This window comes from Streptomyces sp. NPDC037100, assembly GCF_055606225.1.
The window spans coordinates 499,716-515,361 of record NZ_JBVJSX010000004.1; the positions used below are offsets into that span (position 1 = coordinate 499,716).

15 protein-coding genes and 1 pseudogene are annotated in these 15,646 nt (G+C 70.7%); 7 read left to right on the plus strand and 9 right to left on the minus strand.

Translation table 11 applies throughout. The features are described 5' to 3' along the window. Positions 1 to 32: 32 nt before the first annotated feature. Both ACZ7EG_RS16505 and murQ read left to right on the plus strand, forming a co-directional pair. Positions 33 to 968 carry a MurR/RpiR family transcriptional regulator gene (locus ACZ7EG_RS16505; RefSeq protein ID WP_471078314.1) on the plus strand — a complete coding sequence of 312 codons (936 nt, stop codon included), beginning with the start codon at positions 33 to 35 and terminating at the stop codon, positions 966 to 968. 46 nt (positions 969 to 1,014) lie between these two features. Then, a complete protein-coding gene (murQ, locus tag ACZ7EG_RS16510; protein ID WP_471078317.1) occupies positions 1,015 to 1,947 on the plus strand; it encodes an N-acetylmuramic acid 6-phosphate etherase in 933 nt (310 codons plus the stop codon). A gap of 8 nt (positions 1,948 to 1,955) precedes the next feature. Here the strand turns inward: murQ and ACZ7EG_RS16515 are convergent, their stop codons facing one another. Beyond that, on the minus strand, positions 1,956 to 2,903 hold the full coding sequence (locus tag ACZ7EG_RS16515; RefSeq protein WP_471078320.1) for an alpha/beta fold hydrolase: 948 nt from the start codon (positions 2,901 to 2,903) through the stop codon (positions 1,956 to 1,958). A 94-nt stretch (positions 2,904 to 2,997) separates the two neighbouring features. On the opposite strand from ACZ7EG_RS16515, the gene ACZ7EG_RS16520 reads away from it, so the two are divergent. After that, positions 2,998 to 3,618 (plus strand): TetR/AcrR family transcriptional regulator, encoded by a 621-nt coding sequence (locus ACZ7EG_RS16520; RefSeq protein WP_471078323.1) that lies wholly within the window; start codon positions 2,998 to 3,000, stop codon positions 3,616 to 3,618. 170 nt (positions 3,619 to 3,788) lie between these two features. Here ACZ7EG_RS16520 and ACZ7EG_RS16525 read toward each other — a convergent pair whose 3' ends face one another. The 3 genes from ACZ7EG_RS16525 to ACZ7EG_RS16535 all read right to left on the minus strand — a co-directional run bounded on the left by ACZ7EG_RS16525 (position 3,789) and on the right by ACZ7EG_RS16535 (position 6,936). Continuing rightward, on the minus strand, positions 3,789 to 4,430 hold the full coding sequence (locus ACZ7EG_RS16525; RefSeq protein ID WP_471078326.1) for a hypothetical protein: 642 nt from the start codon (positions 4,428 to 4,430) through the stop codon (positions 3,789 to 3,791). Between the two features lie 94 nt (positions 4,431 to 4,524). Next, positions 4,525 to 6,555, minus strand: a complete 2,031-nt coding sequence (locus ACZ7EG_RS16530) for a hypothetical protein (protein WP_471078329.1) — start codon at positions 6,553 to 6,555, stop codon at positions 4,525 to 4,527. A gap of 135 nt (positions 6,556 to 6,690) precedes the next feature. Continuing rightward, positions 6,691 to 6,936, minus strand: a complete 246-nt coding sequence (locus ACZ7EG_RS16535; protein ID WP_361877059.1) for a hypothetical protein — start codon at positions 6,934 to 6,936, stop codon at positions 6,691 to 6,693. A gap of 114 nt (positions 6,937 to 7,050) precedes the next feature. On the opposite strand from ACZ7EG_RS16535, the pseudogene ACZ7EG_RS16540 reads away from it, so the two are divergent. The 4 genes and pseudogenes from ACZ7EG_RS16540 to ACZ7EG_RS16555 all read left to right on the plus strand — a co-directional run bounded on the left by ACZ7EG_RS16540 (position 7,051) and on the right by ACZ7EG_RS16555 (position 9,706). Further along, a pseudogene (locus tag ACZ7EG_RS16540) lies at positions 7,051 to 7,890 on the plus strand (helix-turn-helix domain-containing protein). Next, positions 7,874 to 8,065: a DUF397 domain-containing protein gene (locus ACZ7EG_RS16545; protein ID WP_471078332.1), complete on the plus strand. Its 192-nt coding sequence runs from the start codon at positions 7,874 to 7,876 to the stop codon at positions 8,063 to 8,065. Before ACZ7EG_RS16540 ends, ACZ7EG_RS16545 begins: the two are co-directional and overlap by 17 nt. 251 nt (positions 8,066 to 8,316) lie before the next feature. Next, positions 8,317 to 9,123: a hypothetical protein gene (locus ACZ7EG_RS16550; RefSeq protein WP_471078825.1), complete on the plus strand. Its 807-nt coding sequence runs from the start codon at positions 8,317 to 8,319 to the stop codon at positions 9,121 to 9,123. Between the two features lie 13 nt (positions 9,124 to 9,136). Then, positions 9,137 to 9,706: a hypothetical protein gene (locus ACZ7EG_RS16555; protein ID WP_471078335.1), complete on the plus strand. Its 570-nt coding sequence runs from the start codon at positions 9,137 to 9,139 to the stop codon at positions 9,704 to 9,706. A 3-nt stretch (positions 9,707 to 9,709) separates the two neighbouring features. On the opposite strand, the gene ACZ7EG_RS16560 is transcribed toward ACZ7EG_RS16555, so the two are convergent. The 5 genes from ACZ7EG_RS16560 to ACZ7EG_RS16580 all read right to left on the minus strand — a co-directional run bounded on the left by ACZ7EG_RS16560 (position 9,710) and on the right by ACZ7EG_RS16580 (position 15,563). Next, a complete protein-coding gene (locus tag ACZ7EG_RS16560) occupies positions 9,710 to 11,266 on the minus strand; it encodes a carboxylesterase/lipase family protein (RefSeq protein WP_471078338.1) in 1,557 nt (518 codons plus the stop codon). Between the two features lie 95 nt (positions 11,267 to 11,361). Then, on the minus strand, positions 11,362 to 12,483 hold the full coding sequence (locus ACZ7EG_RS16565; RefSeq protein WP_471078341.1) for an NADH:flavin oxidoreductase: 1,122 nt from the start codon (positions 12,481 to 12,483) through the stop codon (positions 11,362 to 11,364). Positions 12,484 to 12,680: 197 nt separating this feature from the next. Continuing rightward, the gene (gene groL / locus ACZ7EG_RS16570) at positions 12,681 to 14,303 is read right to left on the minus strand and encodes a chaperonin GroEL (protein ID WP_471078344.1); all 1,623 of its coding nucleotides are present in this window, start codon (positions 14,301 to 14,303) and stop codon (positions 12,681 to 12,683) included. A 334-nt stretch (positions 14,304 to 14,637) separates the two neighbouring features. Continuing rightward, entirely contained in the window at positions 14,638 to 14,841 is a 204-nt protein-coding gene (locus ACZ7EG_RS16575; RefSeq protein ID WP_010035953.1) for a cold-shock protein, read from the minus strand. 446 nt (positions 14,842 to 15,287) lie between these two features. Next, on the minus strand, positions 15,288 to 15,563 hold the full coding sequence (locus ACZ7EG_RS16580; RefSeq protein ID WP_003991133.1) for a MoaD/ThiS family protein: 276 nt from the start codon (positions 15,561 to 15,563) through the stop codon (positions 15,288 to 15,290). Positions 15,564 to 15,646 lie beyond the last annotated feature (83 nt).

The window sequence follows — 15,646 nt, forward strand, 5'->3', positions numbered from 1 at the left end:
CCCCGCCGCCGCCCCGAAAATATCTTTCAATCGTGACCCGTGACGTGAAGGAAATTTTCGCCCGCGAGCGTGGCGGTTCCTCCGGGGCGAGCGGCGCCCCGCCCGCCCCGGCCGCCCTCGCGGCCAAGGTCCGCACGTTGGGCCCGTCGATGACGCGTTCCATGCAGCGCGTCGCCGAGGCCGTCGCGAGCGACCCGGCCGGCTGCGCGGCTCTCACGGTCACCGGCCTCGCCGAACTCACCGGCACCAGCGAGGCCACCGTCGTACGCACCGCCCGCCTGCTGGGCTATCCGGGTTACCGGGACCTGCGCCTGGCCCTCGCCGGCCTCGCGGCCCAGCAGCAGTCGGGCCGCGCCCCGGCCATCACGACGGACATCGCGGTGGACGACCCGATCGCCGACGTGGTCGCCAAGCTCGCCTACGACGAGCAGCAGACCCTCGCCGACACGGCCGCCGGTCTCGACACGGTCCAACTGGCCGCGGCCGTCACCGCACTGACCACGGCCCGCCGCACCGATGTGTACGGGGTCGGGGCGTCCGGCCTGGTCGCGCAGGACCTCACGCAGAAACTGCTGCGCATAGGGCTGATGGCGCACGCCCACAGCGACCCGCACCTGGCCGTCACCAACGCCGTGCAGCTGCGCGCGGGCGACGTCGCGATCGCCGTCACGCACTCCGGGTCGACGGGGGACGTCATAGAGCCGCTGCGGGTGGCCTTCGAGCGCGGGGCCACGACGGTGGCGATCACCGGCCGCCCCGACGGTCCGGTCACGCAGTACGCCGACCACGTCCTCACCACGTCCACCGCACGGGAGAGCGAGCTGCGCCCGGCGGCCATGTCGTCCCGGACCGGTCAGCTCCTCGTGGTGGACTGCCTGTTCGTGGGGGTGGCGCAGCGGACGTACGAGAAGGCGGCGCCGGCGCTGTCGGCGTCGTACGAGGCGCTGGCCCACCGGCATCGTTCCTGAGGCAGCCGCCCCGCCCAGCACCGGAAAGACACGGAAAGAGCCGTCCATGACCTCCACCTCCCACCCCCGTGATCTCAGGACCGAGTTGGAGTCCCTGACCACCGAGGCCTTCCGGCCGGAGCTCGCGGACATCGACCGGCTGCCCACCCTCGACATCGCCCGGCTGATGAACGGCGAGGACGCCACCGTGGCCGGGGCGGTCGCGGCGCGGCTCCCGCAGATCGCCGCCGCGATCGACGCCGTCGCGCAGCGGATGGCCCGGGGCGGCCGCCTGGTCTACGCGGGCGCGGGCACGGCGGGCCGGCTGGGCGTCCTGGACGCCTCCGAGTGCCCGCCCACGTTCAACACCGACCCCGCCAGGGTCGTCGGCCTGATCGCGGGCGGCCCGGACGCCGTGGTCACCTCGGTCGAGGGCGCGGAGGACTCCCGCGAACTGGCCCGGGCGGACCTGGACGCCCTCGCCCTGACCCCCGACGACACGGTGGTCGGCATCTCCGCCTCGGGCCGCACCCCCTACGCCATCGGCGCGGTGGAGCACGCCCGCGCCCACCGCTCCCTCACCGTCGGCCTCGCCTGCAACCCCGGAAGCCCGCTCGCGGCGGCCGCCGACCACGGCATCGAGATCGTGGTGGGCCCCGAACTGCTCACCGGCTCCACCCGCCTGAAGTCCGGCACGGCGCAGAAGCTCGTCCTCAACATGCTCTCGACGATCACGATGATCCGGCTGGGCAAGACCTACGGAAACCTGATGGTCGACGTCCGCGCCTCCAACGACAAACTGCGCGCCCGCTCCCACCGCATCGTCGCCCTCGCCACCGGCGCCGCGGACGACGAGATCGACCGCGCCCTGGCCGCCACCGACGGCGAGGTGAAGAACGCCATCCTCAGCATCCTGGCCGACGTGGACGGCCCGACGGCGGCCCGCCTGCTGGAGGATTCCGGGGGGCACCTGCGGGCGGCGCTGGCGGCTCGCCCGTAGACCTGCCGTCAGGCGGTCACCTGTGCTGCCCGCCCCGTGTGGCGCAGGATCTCGTCGGCAAGGCGGTCGTCCAGCGCCGAGGGCAGGGTGTGGCCCATGCCTTCGATCAGGACCAGGCGGGCACCGGGGATGGCCGCAGCGGTGGCCTCGGCATGGGCGGGCGGGAACATCGGGTCCTCGGTGCCGTGCAGCACCAGCGTCGGTGCCGTGACGCAGGACAGGTCCGCCGTGGAACCGACGGGGTCGGCACCCGCGAGCGTGTGGTTGAGCGCGGACCGCAGATCACGCGCCCGCTCGTACACCCGGCGCTCCATCGCGCGGTACTCCTCCTCGCTGAACGGCAGCACCGCACCGTGCAGGACACGCCACAGCGGCAGCCGGGCGGCGAGGTAGGCCTCCAGGCCGGCCCGCGGTTCGGGGAAGGCCGAGGCGAGCACGGCCAGCAGCTCGGGCTCGGGCGGAGGCAGTTCGCCGGGGAGCGGAGGCGCCCCCTCCAGGGCGCGCTGGACTGCCGCCGCCGTGTCCGTTCCGAGAGGCTGGGACGACAGGCTCGTCAGGGTCAGCACCCGGCTCGGCTGCGTGACGGCCAACCGCTGACCGATGACGCCGCCGAGGGACGCGCCCACCACGTGTGCTCGTCCCACCCCGAGCGCGTCCAGGACCGCGAGCGCGTCGGAGGCCATGTCGGCGACGGTGTAAGGCCGGTCGGTGAAGTCGACCCTGGAAGAGCGCCCGGTATCGCGGTGGTCGTACCGGATGACCCGGCGGCCTCCGTCGACCAGGCGACGGACGAAGCCGTCGTTCCACTGAACGCCCTGTGCCTGAGCGCCCATCACCAGGAGCACCGCGGGATCGTCCGCCTCCCCGAAGTCCTCTGTCCACAGCTCGAGGCCCTCCGTGCGGACCATCCGCTCGCGGCCCGTCGGGTATGCGTTCTTCGATTCATTTTCCTGCATGGTCGTTCAGGTTAATGGGTGTGGGCAGGGTGCGCACCTGCTTTCCGGCCGACGCGAGTTGGACGCCGCGGCGCGGTGCGGGCACGCTGACCCCATGGCGGGTGTCAAGGGACAGGTGCAGAGGCGTGGCGTGGAGCGCCGCCGCGCCATGGTCGACGCGGCGATCGAGCTGTTCTCGCGCCAGGGGGTCCGCGGCACCGGGGTGGCCGCGATCGCCGAGCGCGCCGGCGTCACCCCGTCCGCTCTCATCCACCACTTCGGCAGCAAGGACGGCCTCGTGCGAGCCGTGCTGGAGGAGGCGGACCGGCGTGCCCTGGAACGGCTGTCCATCCCGGAGGATGCGGAACCCACCCTGAACGAGGCGTTCGACTGGTTCATCCGGGACGCCGAGCACACCGCCGCCACCGAACGGGATCTGGCCGCCCTGCACACCACCCTCACCGCGGAGAACCTGGATCCCGGATCCGTGCTTCACATCTGGTTCCGGGACCGTGGCCGGGCACTGCGAACGCACCTGGCCTCCCTGTTCGCGCGCGCCATGGCCGACGGTTCCGCGCGCGCGGATCTCGATCCGGCCGTCCTGGCCGCCGAGACGGCCGCGTTCATCGAAGGGGCCCATTTGCTCTGGCTGCTGGACCCGGAGCACGTCGACCTGGCCTCCGTGCACCGCAGCTACTTCGCCGGTCTGGCGTCCCGGCTTCGATCGGCGTCATAGTCACGGCTGAGGCGATGCCGTCGAGAGACTGCTGCGCGCGCAACGCGCCGGGCACGTCCGTCACGAGCGCCCAGGACGGCCCCGATCGTGTCCAGGCCGGCGTTGCAGTAGTCGCTCATGCACCCCACCCTCCGGCCTCACGCGGCGTGAGGGTCAAGCCGGTCCGTGGCTCAGCCTCGGCGGCGCTGCCCGCCGTAGAAGGTGCCCCCGGCGACGAGCAGCGTCAGTACGGCGGTGGCCGCGAGGGTGATCTCCGTGGTGTTCCGCTGGTCGGGGCTGTCGGGCAGCCGGGGGTCGAGCAGCCCGAGGGGGTCCTTGCGGATCTCGACGCGGTCACCGGGCCGGGCCTGCCCGAAGCAGTTCTCCTGCTGGGACACCTCGTACGTCGTCCGCTCGCCGCCGAGCTCCCGGACCGTGCAGGACATGTCCGGCCCGCGCCGCTGGTCCCGGTCGACCACCTGGGTCACCACGGCGTCGACGGGCTCTGAGACGGTCTTCATGTACGCCTCGTACGCGGCGGGCCCGGCGAACAGCATCAGCGCGAAGCCGGCGAAGGAGACGAGCGTCGCCGCCCCGGCCCGGTGCCAGGAGCCGCCGACGACGCAGGCGGCGACCGCGATGGTCGCCAGGGCGACGACGACTCCGGCCCAGGTCATCCACTGTCCGAGCGCGGCGCCGAGGAGGAGCAGGGCGGGCACCAGCACGGCCCACAGCACGGAGCTGACGGTCTTGCGTCCGCCGGACGGGGCGGGCCGCGAGCTCCCCGCCCCTCCGGCGCCGTCGGCCGCCACCGCCGTACCGGACGCGCTCATGGTCCCGATCCCCTGTCACTCGAACGTTCGTTGGCGCCCGCCACGATATCCAAGCGGCCCGCGCCTCGGCCGACCGGAACCGGATCGGCCCCGGTCAGCCCGAAAGCCCGGCGACCAGCGGCTGCCTCCCCTCGCAGCGCTCGTCCCGCTCCGCAGCGGCCTTCTCGGCCAGGGCGTTGACGGCGTCGTTGAACCGCTCCATCGAGGTGGGGCGGTCCGGGCCCAGGACGTACTCCTTGAGGGTGCGGCGCTCGGGTGCCATCGGGTCGTGCCGCGGCTCGCGCACCGCGTCGAGGATCCGCGGCAGCCGGGCGCAGTCCCGGTCGAGGAGATAGGCGCCCCCTGCGGTGGTGTACGCCGCCCGGAACTCCTCGTCGGGCAGGTCGTTCGCGTTGGTCAGCACGTACGGCTTGAGGCTCGCCACGAAGTCCGCGACCACGGACGACACATCACTGATGAGGATGTCGGCCTGGTCGAAGCACTCGTAGAGCGTGGGCAGTTGCCGTGTGATCACCTGGTGCCCGACGGGGCCCCGGCTCTCCCAGAAGATGCGGTGCCATGCGGCACGCAGCTCGTGCCACTCCGCCTCCCCTTCCAGGCCGGCGACCCGGGCCTCGCGCGTCTGCTGCGCGTCGTCGCCGCCGAGCCGCCCCGACAGTTCACCGAGCCGGGCCTGGATCTCGGCGAGCCGCGGCCGGGCGGCGGCCATCGCGGCCTCGGCCTCCCGGGCGTCACGCCGCTCGTTGTCGGCGCGCAGCAGCTCACGGATGGCCCGGTCCGCCTCGGCCGCCGCACGCGAGCGCTTCCCGGTGAGGGGGTGCGGCTTGTAGAGGACCCGTACGTTCTCGGTGAGCAGCTTCTCGATCAGCGGCACGCCCATCGGGATCAGCGACGTGTGGCAGTCGTCGTCGCTCCAGCCCTCCCAGGTCGGCGCGTACAGCACGGTCGGCAGCGGTCCCGGCACTTGGTCGGCGTGCAGCCGGATCGACGACAGCTGCGGGCGGCCCACCTCGACGATCGCCTCGTCACTGATGGCGTGCCGCACCCGCTGGTAGCGGTCCCGCCCGGCCCGGCCGGCCACCCAGATCTCGTCGTACACCTTGCTGACCCGGTTGCTGCTGGCGAGCTTGTCGCTGTCGCCGTGCCCGATGAACACGTGCTTGGCCTCGGCGACGCGCAGCATGTGCACGTTCTTGCCCGCGTTGCCCGGGTAGAGCACCACCCGCAGCTCGGGCAGCTCCAACTGCGCCACGTCGTCGGCCTTCGGCACGCACACGACCGGGATCGACGTACGGCCGAGGTAGCGGAACGAGGCCCGCTCCCGCAGGATGATCAACGGCCGCCGGTCGAGCTGCTCCAGCGTCTCGATCCACATGTTGACCTGGTACATGAAGTCCCGCGACACGGACGCGAAACTGAAGTACAGCGCCACCTCCGGCCGGTATCCGGCGAGTTGGCGGTTGACCTCGGCGATCACCTCGTCGCCCGACGGCATCCGCCGGGCCCGGCGCAGCTGCCCCAGCAGCGCCGCCACGGCCGCGGCGGCGAGCCCTGCGGTGAGTGCGAGACCGATGCCCGCGGGCTGCCAGGCCCCCGCCGCGAGCGCGACGAGCAGCCCCACGTGGGCGGGCAGGTCCAGGTGCAGCAGCTTGCGCAGGAAACGCCGGTAGAGGAGCGCGGGCGGCGACTGCGGGATGCCCGCCCCGCTCATGTCGAGGTTGCGCACCACGACCGGCAGCGCGCGCCGCCGCCGGATGGCGTGATGCACCGCCGTGTACAGGATCACCAGGCTGAAGTGAGCGCTGAACACGGCCAGCCCGGCCACCAGCACCGCGCCCGGCGCGTCCATCCGGTCGGCCAGTGCGAGCAGCATCACCGTCCGCACGGCGAACCGCATCGTCCGGGTCAGCTGCAGCGCCGCCAGCCGCCGCACGAATGCGGGTGAACGCGTGTGCAGCACCTCGTCCGCGGCGTACGTCACGGCCGAGGCGACGGCGAAGCCCCACAGCGACGGGAGCAACGCGAAGACGGGCAGTGCGGCGAATCCGGCGGCGAACAGGAACACAAGCAAAAGGTCGGTCTTCCCGCGCACACGCAGGACACCGCATAACCAACGGAACGTCATGGAGAGGCTTTCTCTGGGAAAGGACGTGTCTTCCGGGGTGGCGTGCGGTGGGGCGGACGCCGGGGTGTACGCGCGATACGTCTGTTCGACGGCAATGGCGGGCGAATGGTTGTACATCTGCCGGTCATCAATACTTCACCGCGACTTGGGCTCCCGGTTGACCTGCCGCACGCGGGCCCGCAGCGTCTCCCGTACGGGCAGTGAGCGCAGCACCTCGGTCAGGTGCTCGGCGGTCCGTACGTTGCACCGCCCCAGATCGACCAGGGCGAACGGCTCGTCGCTCGCGCCGGTCACCGGGTCGACGCTCAGCGACGGCAACACGACCCCGACTCCGGCGAGCGCGTCCCGCAACGACTCCACGATTTCTTCGGTCGAGCGCACTTTCCCCTACCTCCACGCTGAGTTCGTGATTCACCACACAGCGTGGCCGACGCGTCTCTAACCTGGCCAGATACGGCGGTCCAACAACCCGATCTGTACGACAGGGAGTTGCCCATGCCCGGCTCCAGGGACCTCGACCCGTCCTCCTCCCCTCGGGCCCTCCTGGGCGCCGAACTCCGCCACGCCCGCGAGAAGGCCGGCCTCAGTCAGGAGGACTTGGGTCAACGGCTGTTCGTGAGCGGGTCGTTCATCGGGCAGTTGGAGGCGGGGATGCGGAGGTTGCAGGCGGAGTACGCCCGTTTGCTGGATGAGGAGTTGGGGACGGGGGATTTCTTCCGGCGGAACTGTGGGGCGGCGGCGAAGTCCAAGTACCGCGAGCACTTTGCGGAGGCAGCGGAGGCGGAGACGCAGGCTACGGCCATCAGGGAGTACGCATCGATGCTGATCCCGGGATTGCTTCAGACGCCCGCGTACGCACGCGCTGTCAGCCGTGCGTACCTGCCCTCGACGGCGGAAGAGCTCATCGAGGAGCTGGTGACGGGCCGGATGGAGTGAGCGCGGATCCTCGGCGATCCAACAAGGCCTCTGTTGTGGACGGTGATTGACGAGGCCGCGCTGCGCCGCGTGACGGGCGGGCCTGAGGTCATGGCTGGAGCTCTACGCCATCTCACCGGCCTGATCCGCCGGAACCGCGCCATCGTTCAGTTGCTGCCGTTCGACGCGGGGGCCCATCCAGGGATGCAGGGGTGCGTCAGGTTGATGGATTTCGATGACGCCCCTCCGTTGGTCTATCTCGAAGGAGTCGACACCGGACGGCTGGAGGACGACCCCGCCACCGTCGCGCGCTACAGGCTTTACTTCGAGCTCCTCACGGCCTCGGCGGTCTCGCCTGAGAAGTCTCTGGCCCTCCTCGATGCGATGACGCAGGATTACGGCCATGAGGAACATGCCTGAGTGGTACAAGTCCAGCTACAGCGGCGGCACCGGCGACAACTGCCTGGAAGTCACCCGGGCAATCCCTGATGTGATCCCCGTCCGCGACTCCAAGAACCCCCATGGCCCGAAGCTCGTGTTCCGGGCCACGACATGGGCCGCGTTCGTCGAGAACCTCAAGGACGAGACGGCCTGAGCTTCGGGACCCGGGCTTCGAGCGCTCTTTTCAAGGAACGGGTGGGAGGGCCTCAACCCGCCCTCCCACCCCGCGTGTTGACTTGACGCGTTCGGCTTGCCACGGACAGTGACAGACCTCTAACGTTCGTGCACAAGCAACAGCCCCCGCCCGGTGCGCCAACACCTGCGGGGGCTTAACCATCGAGATCGAAAGACGTCGATCCCATGGCTGACGCCAACTTTAGTGCTGCCTCCCCGTCCGCGCACCCCATGGCCAACCCGGGCTACGGCAAACGCACGACCCCCGACCAACCCCCGCGCACGAAACGCGACTTCGCCCACCTCCCACCCCGCGAAGCCGCCATCGCCGCTTACCTGGACCGTCTCCCCGACGGCGCCGACATCTCCGTAAAGACGCTGGCCAAGCAGCTCCCGTACGGACAGTGCGCCCTGGGCACGGCCCTCAACCGCATCCAACAGGCAGGCCACCTGCGCCGAGGCCGGGAGTGCGTGACGGCCGACGACGGCAGCTCTCGCTGGATCACCCGATCGTGGTGGTCCCCCACCGCCCGGGACGACGACTGGTGGGCCGCCTTCACCCGAGGCGATGCTCCGCAGCCGCAGGCAGCACGCCCCACCCGCTCCCGCGCCCACATCCTCCTGGCCGCCCTCGGCCGCACCGCGCCCGCGCTGTCCCTCTCCGAGGCAGACTGTGCGACCCTTGCTCCCCTTGTGACGGAGTGGTTCGAGCGGGGCGCCTCGGAAGACGACGTACTGCGTGCGCTCACCGCCGGCCTGCCGACGCCGGTCCACCATCCCGCAGCCCTGGTCCGAAACCGCCTGACCAGCAAACTTCCGCCCCCACCCGCTCCACGCCCACCCCTACGGGTCCTGGAGTGCGCGAACTGCGGCGCCCCGGGGCGTCCGGAAACCCTGCCAGGGGGGCGTTGCAGCGCCTGCCGGGGCCAACGCGCCCCCGCGCAACCCGCCGCACCCCTGTCCGCCCCCACGGTCCACGCTCACGCGGCCGGGATCCGCGCGGCGATGTCCCGGCGACGCCACGACTACGCCGACTGAGGACAATGGACGCATGAACCACGCCCAGCTCACCGCCCTAGGCCGCGCCCTCCGACTCCTCGGTGAGCACGGGGAGGCCCTCACCTCCGACACCCCGGACGGCAAACTGCACGAGGTCAGGGCCGACCTGAAGCGCGCGCTGGACCTGCTGGAGGACAGCGTGACCACGGCTGCGCCCAGCACACGATGCCCCGAGCACCCGAACGGCCCCGTCGACGAGGCCGCGCCCGACCTGTGCCTGCTGTGCGAGACGCGGCGCAGGGCGGCCCGCCGGGCGGAGTTCAACGGGCCCGCCCCCCAGCAGCAGCCCGCCGAACCCGCGCCGTCCCGCTACGGCGTGCGCGGCGACCGGCCCCAGCCCCAGCAGCGCTGGCTGGCGGAGCTGTGGAACGGCCAGGCCTGGCAGCTGTGCGGCACCCCGCGCCGGGACCGACGTGAGGCGGAGCTGTTCATCGCGGCCCAGCGCAAGGCTCCCCGGGCCGCCATGGCGTACCGGCTGGTGCACGAGTTCACCGACTACGAGGTGCTGCGGGTGTGGGGGACGCCCGTGCGGGTCGACATCGAGCCGATGGGCAACCTGTAGGACCTACAGCAGCGGCAGGGGCAGGAACTCGTACCCCTCCCACAGCCGCCGCGACGCCTCCTCCGGGTACGCCCGCACCTCCGGCTCCGCGTCCAGCACCTGCACCAGCCGCCGCTCGTCGTCGTACGCCGGCCAGCCCGGGTCGCCCGACCGCGCGAAGGAGGTCCAGGACGCACGGAAACGGGACGACAGCGACAGCGCCTCTGAGGACGGCTCCGTGCCGGCGAACACCAGCAGCCCCAGGTCCGCCCCGTACGTGCCGAACAGCAGCGGAATGTCCAGCGCGTGGCAGGCGCCGAGCGCGCCGCCGTTGCCCGGGGCCGGCCAGGTCAGTTCGTAGACGTGGGCGCGTCCGCCGCCCGCGCGCTGGGCCTCGGCCAGGTGCAGGGAGGGCATGCCGAACAGCCAGTCCGTCTGGACGCGTTCGTAGAGCTCGGACGGGGAGGCGTCGGGGAAGGCCGCGCGGTAGGCCTGTTCGCCGTCGGGGCCGGGGGCGAACAGGCGCAGTGCCGAGGCCGCCCGCTCGTCCGGGATCTGCCCGAGCTGGCCCGCCATGGCGATGAACAGGCGGTATTCGTCGCGGTTGTGACCGACGAGCAGCTCGACGTCCTTCGCGGAACCCGACCTCAGCGCCTGCCACGGGCTCGTCGGCAGTACCTCGCCGTCGACCACCGGCGAGAACGGTGTGACCGTGGGTGCCGCCTGGCCCCAGCGGTCGAGGTGCTGGGGCATCTTCGGGCCGAGCGTCTCGCCCGCCGCAGTCAGCTCGCGCGGGGCGATCGTCGACAGGTCGGCGACCGTGGGACGCAGGCCCAGCTCGGCGGCGAGGGCCGTACCGATGTCGCGGGCCAGGGCCTCGGAGAAGAACGTCCCCGGCACGCTCTGGGCTATCGCCCGCCGGAACAGACCGGCCGCACGCGGCATGGAGAGCAGCGAGGCCACCGAACCGGCGCCGGCCGATTCGCCGAAGACCGTGACCTGGCCGGGGTCGCCGCCGAAGGACTCGATGTTGTCCCGCACCCATTCCAGGGCGGCCACCTGGTCGAGCAGTCCGCGGTTGGCGGGGGCTCCCTCGATGTGGGCGAAGCCCTCCATGCCGACGCGGTAGTTGAGGGACACGACGACCACATCGCCGTCGGTCGCGATGTGCCGGGCGTCGTAGCCCGGGCTGCCGGCGTGGCCGAGCTTGTAGGCGCCGCCGTAGATCCACACCATCACCGGGCGGTGGGCCGCCGGATCGGGGTCGGGGGTCCAGACGTTGACCGTGAGCCAGTCGTCTCCCTGGGGCACGTCGATCATGGCCGGGCCGCCCATCAGGCCGAGGTCCTGCGGGGGCGGCGGGCCGAAGGCGTACGCGTCGCGTATGCCGTCCCAGGTCTCTGCGGGGCGCGGGGCCTGGAAGCGGGCCTCGCCCACCGGGGGCGCTGCGAAGGGGATGCCGCGGAAGACGGCGAGTCCCTCCTCCTGCCGTCCGCGTACCGCGCCGGCGGTGGTGCGCACCACCGGGCCGGGCTGCTCGGAAGGGCCGCCCGGCGAGGGGCGGGAGTCGGTCGTCGTCATCTGCGGGTCTCCTCACGGGGTGCCGGTGCACAGGCGTCCGGTCAGTCTCCTTGACTGACGCAAGCAGATCCAGGCACCCCGTTCGGAGGGGGGGGTCAGCTGAGGGTCTTCAGCGCCGCCGGGTCGTACGGGGCCAGCTCCTCGAAGCGGCCGTCGAGCACCTTCCGGGCCCACTGGGGGTCCTGGAGCAGGGCGCGGCCGATGGCGACCATGTCGAACTCGTCGCGCTCGAAGCGGTCGAGGAGGTTGTCGAGGTCGCCGACCTCGGCTCCGTGGCCCTGGAAGGACTTGAGGAAGTCGCCGCCGTCCAGGCCGACCGAGCCGACGGTGATGGTGGGCTTGCCGGTGAGCTTCTTGGTCCAGCCGGCCAGGTTCAGGTCCGAGTCGTCGAACTCGGGGACCCAGTAGCGGCGGGTGGAGGCGTGGAAGGCGTCGACACCGGCGGCGGCCAGCGGCGCGAGGATGGACTCCAGCTCCTCCGGCGTCTCGGCGAGACGGGCGCGGTAGGCCTCCTGCTTCCACTGGGAGAAGCGGAAGATGACGGGGAAGTCGGCGGAGACGGTCTCGCGGACGGCCGCGACGATCTCCTCCGAGAGCTTGGCGCGGGCGACGCGGTCGCCGCCGTAGGCGTCGGTGCGGCGGTTGGTGCCCTCCCAGAGGAACTGGTCGAGCAGGTAGCCGTGGGCGCCGTGCAGTTCGACACCGTCGAAGCCGATGCGCTCGGCGGCGGCCGCGGCCTCGGCGAACGCGCCGATGACGGCGTCGATGTCGGCCTGCGTCATGGCCTTGCCGGTGGGCTCCGTCGCGCCGATGCGCAGGCCGGAGGGGCCGACGGCCGGGGCGTCGGCGAACGGGGGCTCGCCCTGGTTGCGGACCATGCCGATGTGCCACAGCTGCGGCACGATCGTGCCGCCCGCGGCGTGCACCGCCTCGGCGACCTTCGCCCAGCCCGCGAGCTGCTCGTCGCCGTGGAAACGCGGCACGCTGTCGCTCTGCCCGGCCGACTCGTGGCCGACGTACGTGCCCTCGGTGACGATCAGGCCGACTCCGGCGGCGGCGCGGCGCGCGTAGTACGACACGACGTCCTCGCCGGGCACGCCGCCCGGGGAGAACATGCGGGTCATCGGTGCCATCACGATCCGGTTCGGAACGGTCAGGCCGCCCAGCGATACGGGCCGGGACAGGATTTCGGCGGCGCGGGAGGCGGCGTCGGTCACGGGGGGCTCCTCGGGATACCGGACAGTGCGCACATGCCGATCAGTATGTGCACACGCATAGGACCTAGTGTTCAACCACCCGGTCCGGCCCCGCCATCCCGCCCCCACTGTGATCCCGCACACGCCCGAGGGCGGCACCTCCTGTCGGAACAGGAGGTGCCGCCCTCGGTAAGGACGTTGATCAACCCTTGGGTCGATCAGAAGTCCATGTCACCGCCCGGCATGCCGCCACCGGCGGGCGCGGCGGCCTTCTCCGGCTTGTCGGCGATGACGGCCTCGGTGGTGAGGAACAGCGCGGCGATGGAGGCGGCGTTCTGCAGGGCAGAGCGGGTCACCTTCGCCGGGTCGATGATGCCCTCGGCGATCATGTCGACGTACTCACCGGTCGCGGCGTTCAGGCCGTGGCCGACGGTGAGGTTGCGGACCTTCTCCACGACGACGCCGCCCTCGAGACCACCGTTGACGGCGATCTGCTTCAGCGGGGCCTCCAGCGCGAGCTTCACGGCGTTGGCGCCGGTCGCCTCGTCACCGTCGAGCTCCAGCTTCTCGAAGACCTGGGAGGCCTGCAGCAGGGCCACGCCACCACCGGCGACGATGCCCTCCTCGACGGCCGCCTTGGCGTTGCGCACGGCGTCCTCGATGCGGTGCTTGCGCTCCTTGAGCTCCACCTCGGTGGCGGCACCGGCCTTGATGACCGCGACACCGCCGGCGAGCTTCGCCAGGCGCTCCTGCAGCTTCTCGCGGTCGTAGTCCGAGTCGCTGTTCTCGATCTCGGCGCGGATCTGGTTGACCCGGCCGGCGACCTGGTCGGCGGAGCCGGCACCGTCGACGATGGTGGTCTCGTCCTTGGTGATGACGACCTTGCGGGCCTTGCCCAGCAGGTCGATCGTGGCGTTCTCCAGCTTGAGGCCGACCTCCTCGGAGATCACCTCGCCGCCGGTGAGGATGCCGATGTCCTGCAGCATCGCCTTGCGGCGGTCGCCGAAGCCCGGGGCCTTGACGGCGACGGACTTGAAGGTGCCGCGGATCTTGTTCACGACCAGCGTCGACAGGGCCTCGCCCTCGACGTCCTCGGCAATGATCAGCAGCGGCTTGCCCGACTGCATGACCTTCTCCAGGAGCGGGAGCAGGTCCTTGACGTTCGAGATCTTGGAGTTCGCGATCAGGATGTACGGGTCGTCGAGGACGGCCTCCATACGCTCCATGTCGGTCGCGAAGTACGCCGAGATGTAGCCCTTGTCGAAGCGCATACCCTCGGTGAGCTCCAGCTCCAGACCGAAGGTCTGGGACTCCTCGACGGTGATGACGCCTTCCTTGCCGACCTTGTCCATGGCCTCGGCGATGAGCTCGCCGATCTGGGTGTCGGCGGCGGAGATGGAGGCCGTGGAGGCGATCTGCTCCTTGGTCTCGACGTCCTTCGCCTGCTCCAGCAGGGCGGCGGAGACGGCCTCGACGGCCTTCTCGATACCGCGCTTGAGGGCCATCGGGTTGGCGCCGGCGGCTACGTTGCGCAGGCCTTCCTTGACCAGGGCCTGGGCGAGCACGGTCGCGGTGGTCGTACCGTCACCGGCGACGTCGTCCGTCTTCTTGGCGACTTCCTTGACCAGCTCGGCGCCGATCTTCTCGTACGGGTCCTCGAGCTCGATCTCCTTGGCGATGGAGACACCATCGTTGGTGATCGTGGGCGCGCCCCACTTCTTCTCGAGGACGACGTTGCGGCCCTTGGGGCCGAGCGTCACCTTCACGGCGTCCGCGAGCTGGTTCATGCCGCGCTCGAGGCCGCGCCGCGCCTCCTCGTCGAACGCGATGATCTTGGCCATGTGAAGTGGTCCCTCCAGGACTGGGGGTGATTACTTCGGACCGCGCCCGCGCCCGCGACGGACGGCTCGCTTGCCTCGTGGGTTCCTTCCCCACCTGGCCTGCGGGCCTCACCGACCCGGTCCTTACGTTGTCACTCTCACCTTCAGAGTGCTAACGCAATGATTAGCACTCGACCCCTGCGAGTGCAAGCTCCTGCCAGGGATCGGGCGGGGTCGTCAGCCGCCCGCGAACACCGTCCGGCAGGGCTTTCGAACAGGCCGAAGGGCCCGCACCCCGGGGGGTACGGGCCCTTCTGAGAAGACCGGTCGCTTGAGCGTTGGTCGTGGTGCGCGTTCAGGCAGAGACGCGAACCATGTCGGCCTGCGGTCCCTTCTGACCCTGCGAGATCTCGAACTCGACCCGCTGGCCCTCTTCAAGGGTGCGGTAGCCGTCCATCTGGATCGCGCTGTAGTGGACGAAAACATCCGCACCACCGTCGACCGCGATGAAGCCGTACCCCTTCTCCGCGTTGAACCACTTGACGGTGCCCTGAGCCATGCCTAACTCCCCTATTACTGGCCCTTGCACAGATCCACACTTCGCGGACCCGGGTCAGACCTCACCCCCCACGGTTGGGGGCGTGCGCCGGAACGCGTCGACCGCGGCTGAATGTATCTGTCCAACTGCCGTCTGCAACAGGTCAATCGGACGAGAATTCTGGACGCGCAGGGTCCGGAATGTGGGGAGAATTCGCCCGAATTCAGGGCAAGTCGGACCACGCAAAGGGAACAAAAGCCTCAAAAGACATACACACTTTGGCTACATCTTGTCGGGCTCGGAGCAGGAATTCAGGGTTCCGATCAGAGGATCAGGACCGCGTTCCCCAACTGTACCCCGCTCAACCACACAGAATTGCCCCCTCCGCTTCTCTCACGGAGGGGGCAATTCGATAAACTCTCAGTTACCTTCGTTACCGAAGGTAACAATCAAGCCGGTCGACCGGTTCAGCCGCCGGCGACGGCGGGAATGATCGACACACCGGCACCGTCCGGCGTCGCCGTCTCAAGACCCTGCTCGAACCGCACGTCGTCGTCGTTGACGTAGACGTTGACGAACCGCCGCAGCTTGCCCTGATCGTCCAGCACCCGGGCGGCGATCCCGGTGTGGTTCTTCTCCAGATCGGCGATGACCTCACCGAGGTTCGCCCCTTCGGCGGCGACCTCGGCCTGCCCACCGGTGTAGGTACGCAGGATGGTGGGGATGCGGACGGTGACGCTCATGACTTCAAAACCTCCGGTTTCGATTGAAGCTACGGCTGGGCCGCGCGCATAGGGGCGCGGGGCTGTGTCGATCTGCGGCTCCG

What these genes read in the sequence shown, in the direction of transcription:
- murQ (WP_471078317.1), top strand. Translation starts at nt 1,015, where the DNA reads ATGACCTCCACCTCCCACCCCCGTGATCTCAGGACCGAGTTGGAGTCC.
- ACZ7EG_RS16515 (WP_471078320.1), bottom strand. Translation starts at nt 2,903, where the DNA reads ATGCAGGAAAATGAATCGAAGAACGCATACCCGACGGGCCGCGAGCGG.
- ACZ7EG_RS16520 (WP_471078323.1), top strand. Translation starts at nt 2,998, where the DNA reads ATGGCGGGTGTCAAGGGACAGGTGCAGAGGCGTGGCGTGGAGCGCCGC.
- ACZ7EG_RS16525 (WP_471078326.1), bottom strand. Translation starts at nt 4,430, where the DNA reads ATGAGCGCGTCCGGTACGGCGGTGGCGGCCGACGGCGCCGGAGGGGCG.
- ACZ7EG_RS16530 (WP_471078329.1), bottom strand. Translation starts at nt 6,555, where the DNA reads ATGACGTTCCGTTGGTTATGCGGTGTCCTGCGTGTGCGCGGGAAGACC.
- ACZ7EG_RS16545 (WP_471078332.1), top strand. Translation starts at nt 7,874, where the DNA reads ATGAGGAACATGCCTGAGTGGTACAAGTCCAGCTACAGCGGCGGCACC.
- ACZ7EG_RS16550 (WP_471078825.1), top strand. Translation starts at nt 8,317, where the DNA reads ATGGCCAACCCGGGCTACGGCAAACGCACGACCCCCGACCAACCCCCG.
- ACZ7EG_RS16555 (WP_471078335.1), top strand. Translation starts at nt 9,137, where the DNA reads ATGAACCACGCCCAGCTCACCGCCCTAGGCCGCGCCCTCCGACTCCTC.
- ACZ7EG_RS16560 (WP_471078338.1), bottom strand. Translation starts at nt 11,266, where the DNA reads ATGACGACGACCGACTCCCGCCCCTCGCCGGGCGGCCCTTCCGAGCAG.
- groL (WP_471078344.1), bottom strand. Translation starts at nt 14,303, where the DNA reads ATGGCCAAGATCATCGCGTTCGACGAGGAGGCGCGGCGCGGCCTCGAG.
- ACZ7EG_RS16575 (WP_010035953.1), bottom strand. Translation starts at nt 14,841, where the DNA reads ATGGCTCAGGGCACCGTCAAGTGGTTCAACGCGGAGAAGGGGTACGGC.
- ACZ7EG_RS16580 (WP_003991133.1), bottom strand. Translation starts at nt 15,563, where the DNA reads ATGAGCGTCACCGTCCGCATCCCCACCATCCTGCGTACCTACACCGGT.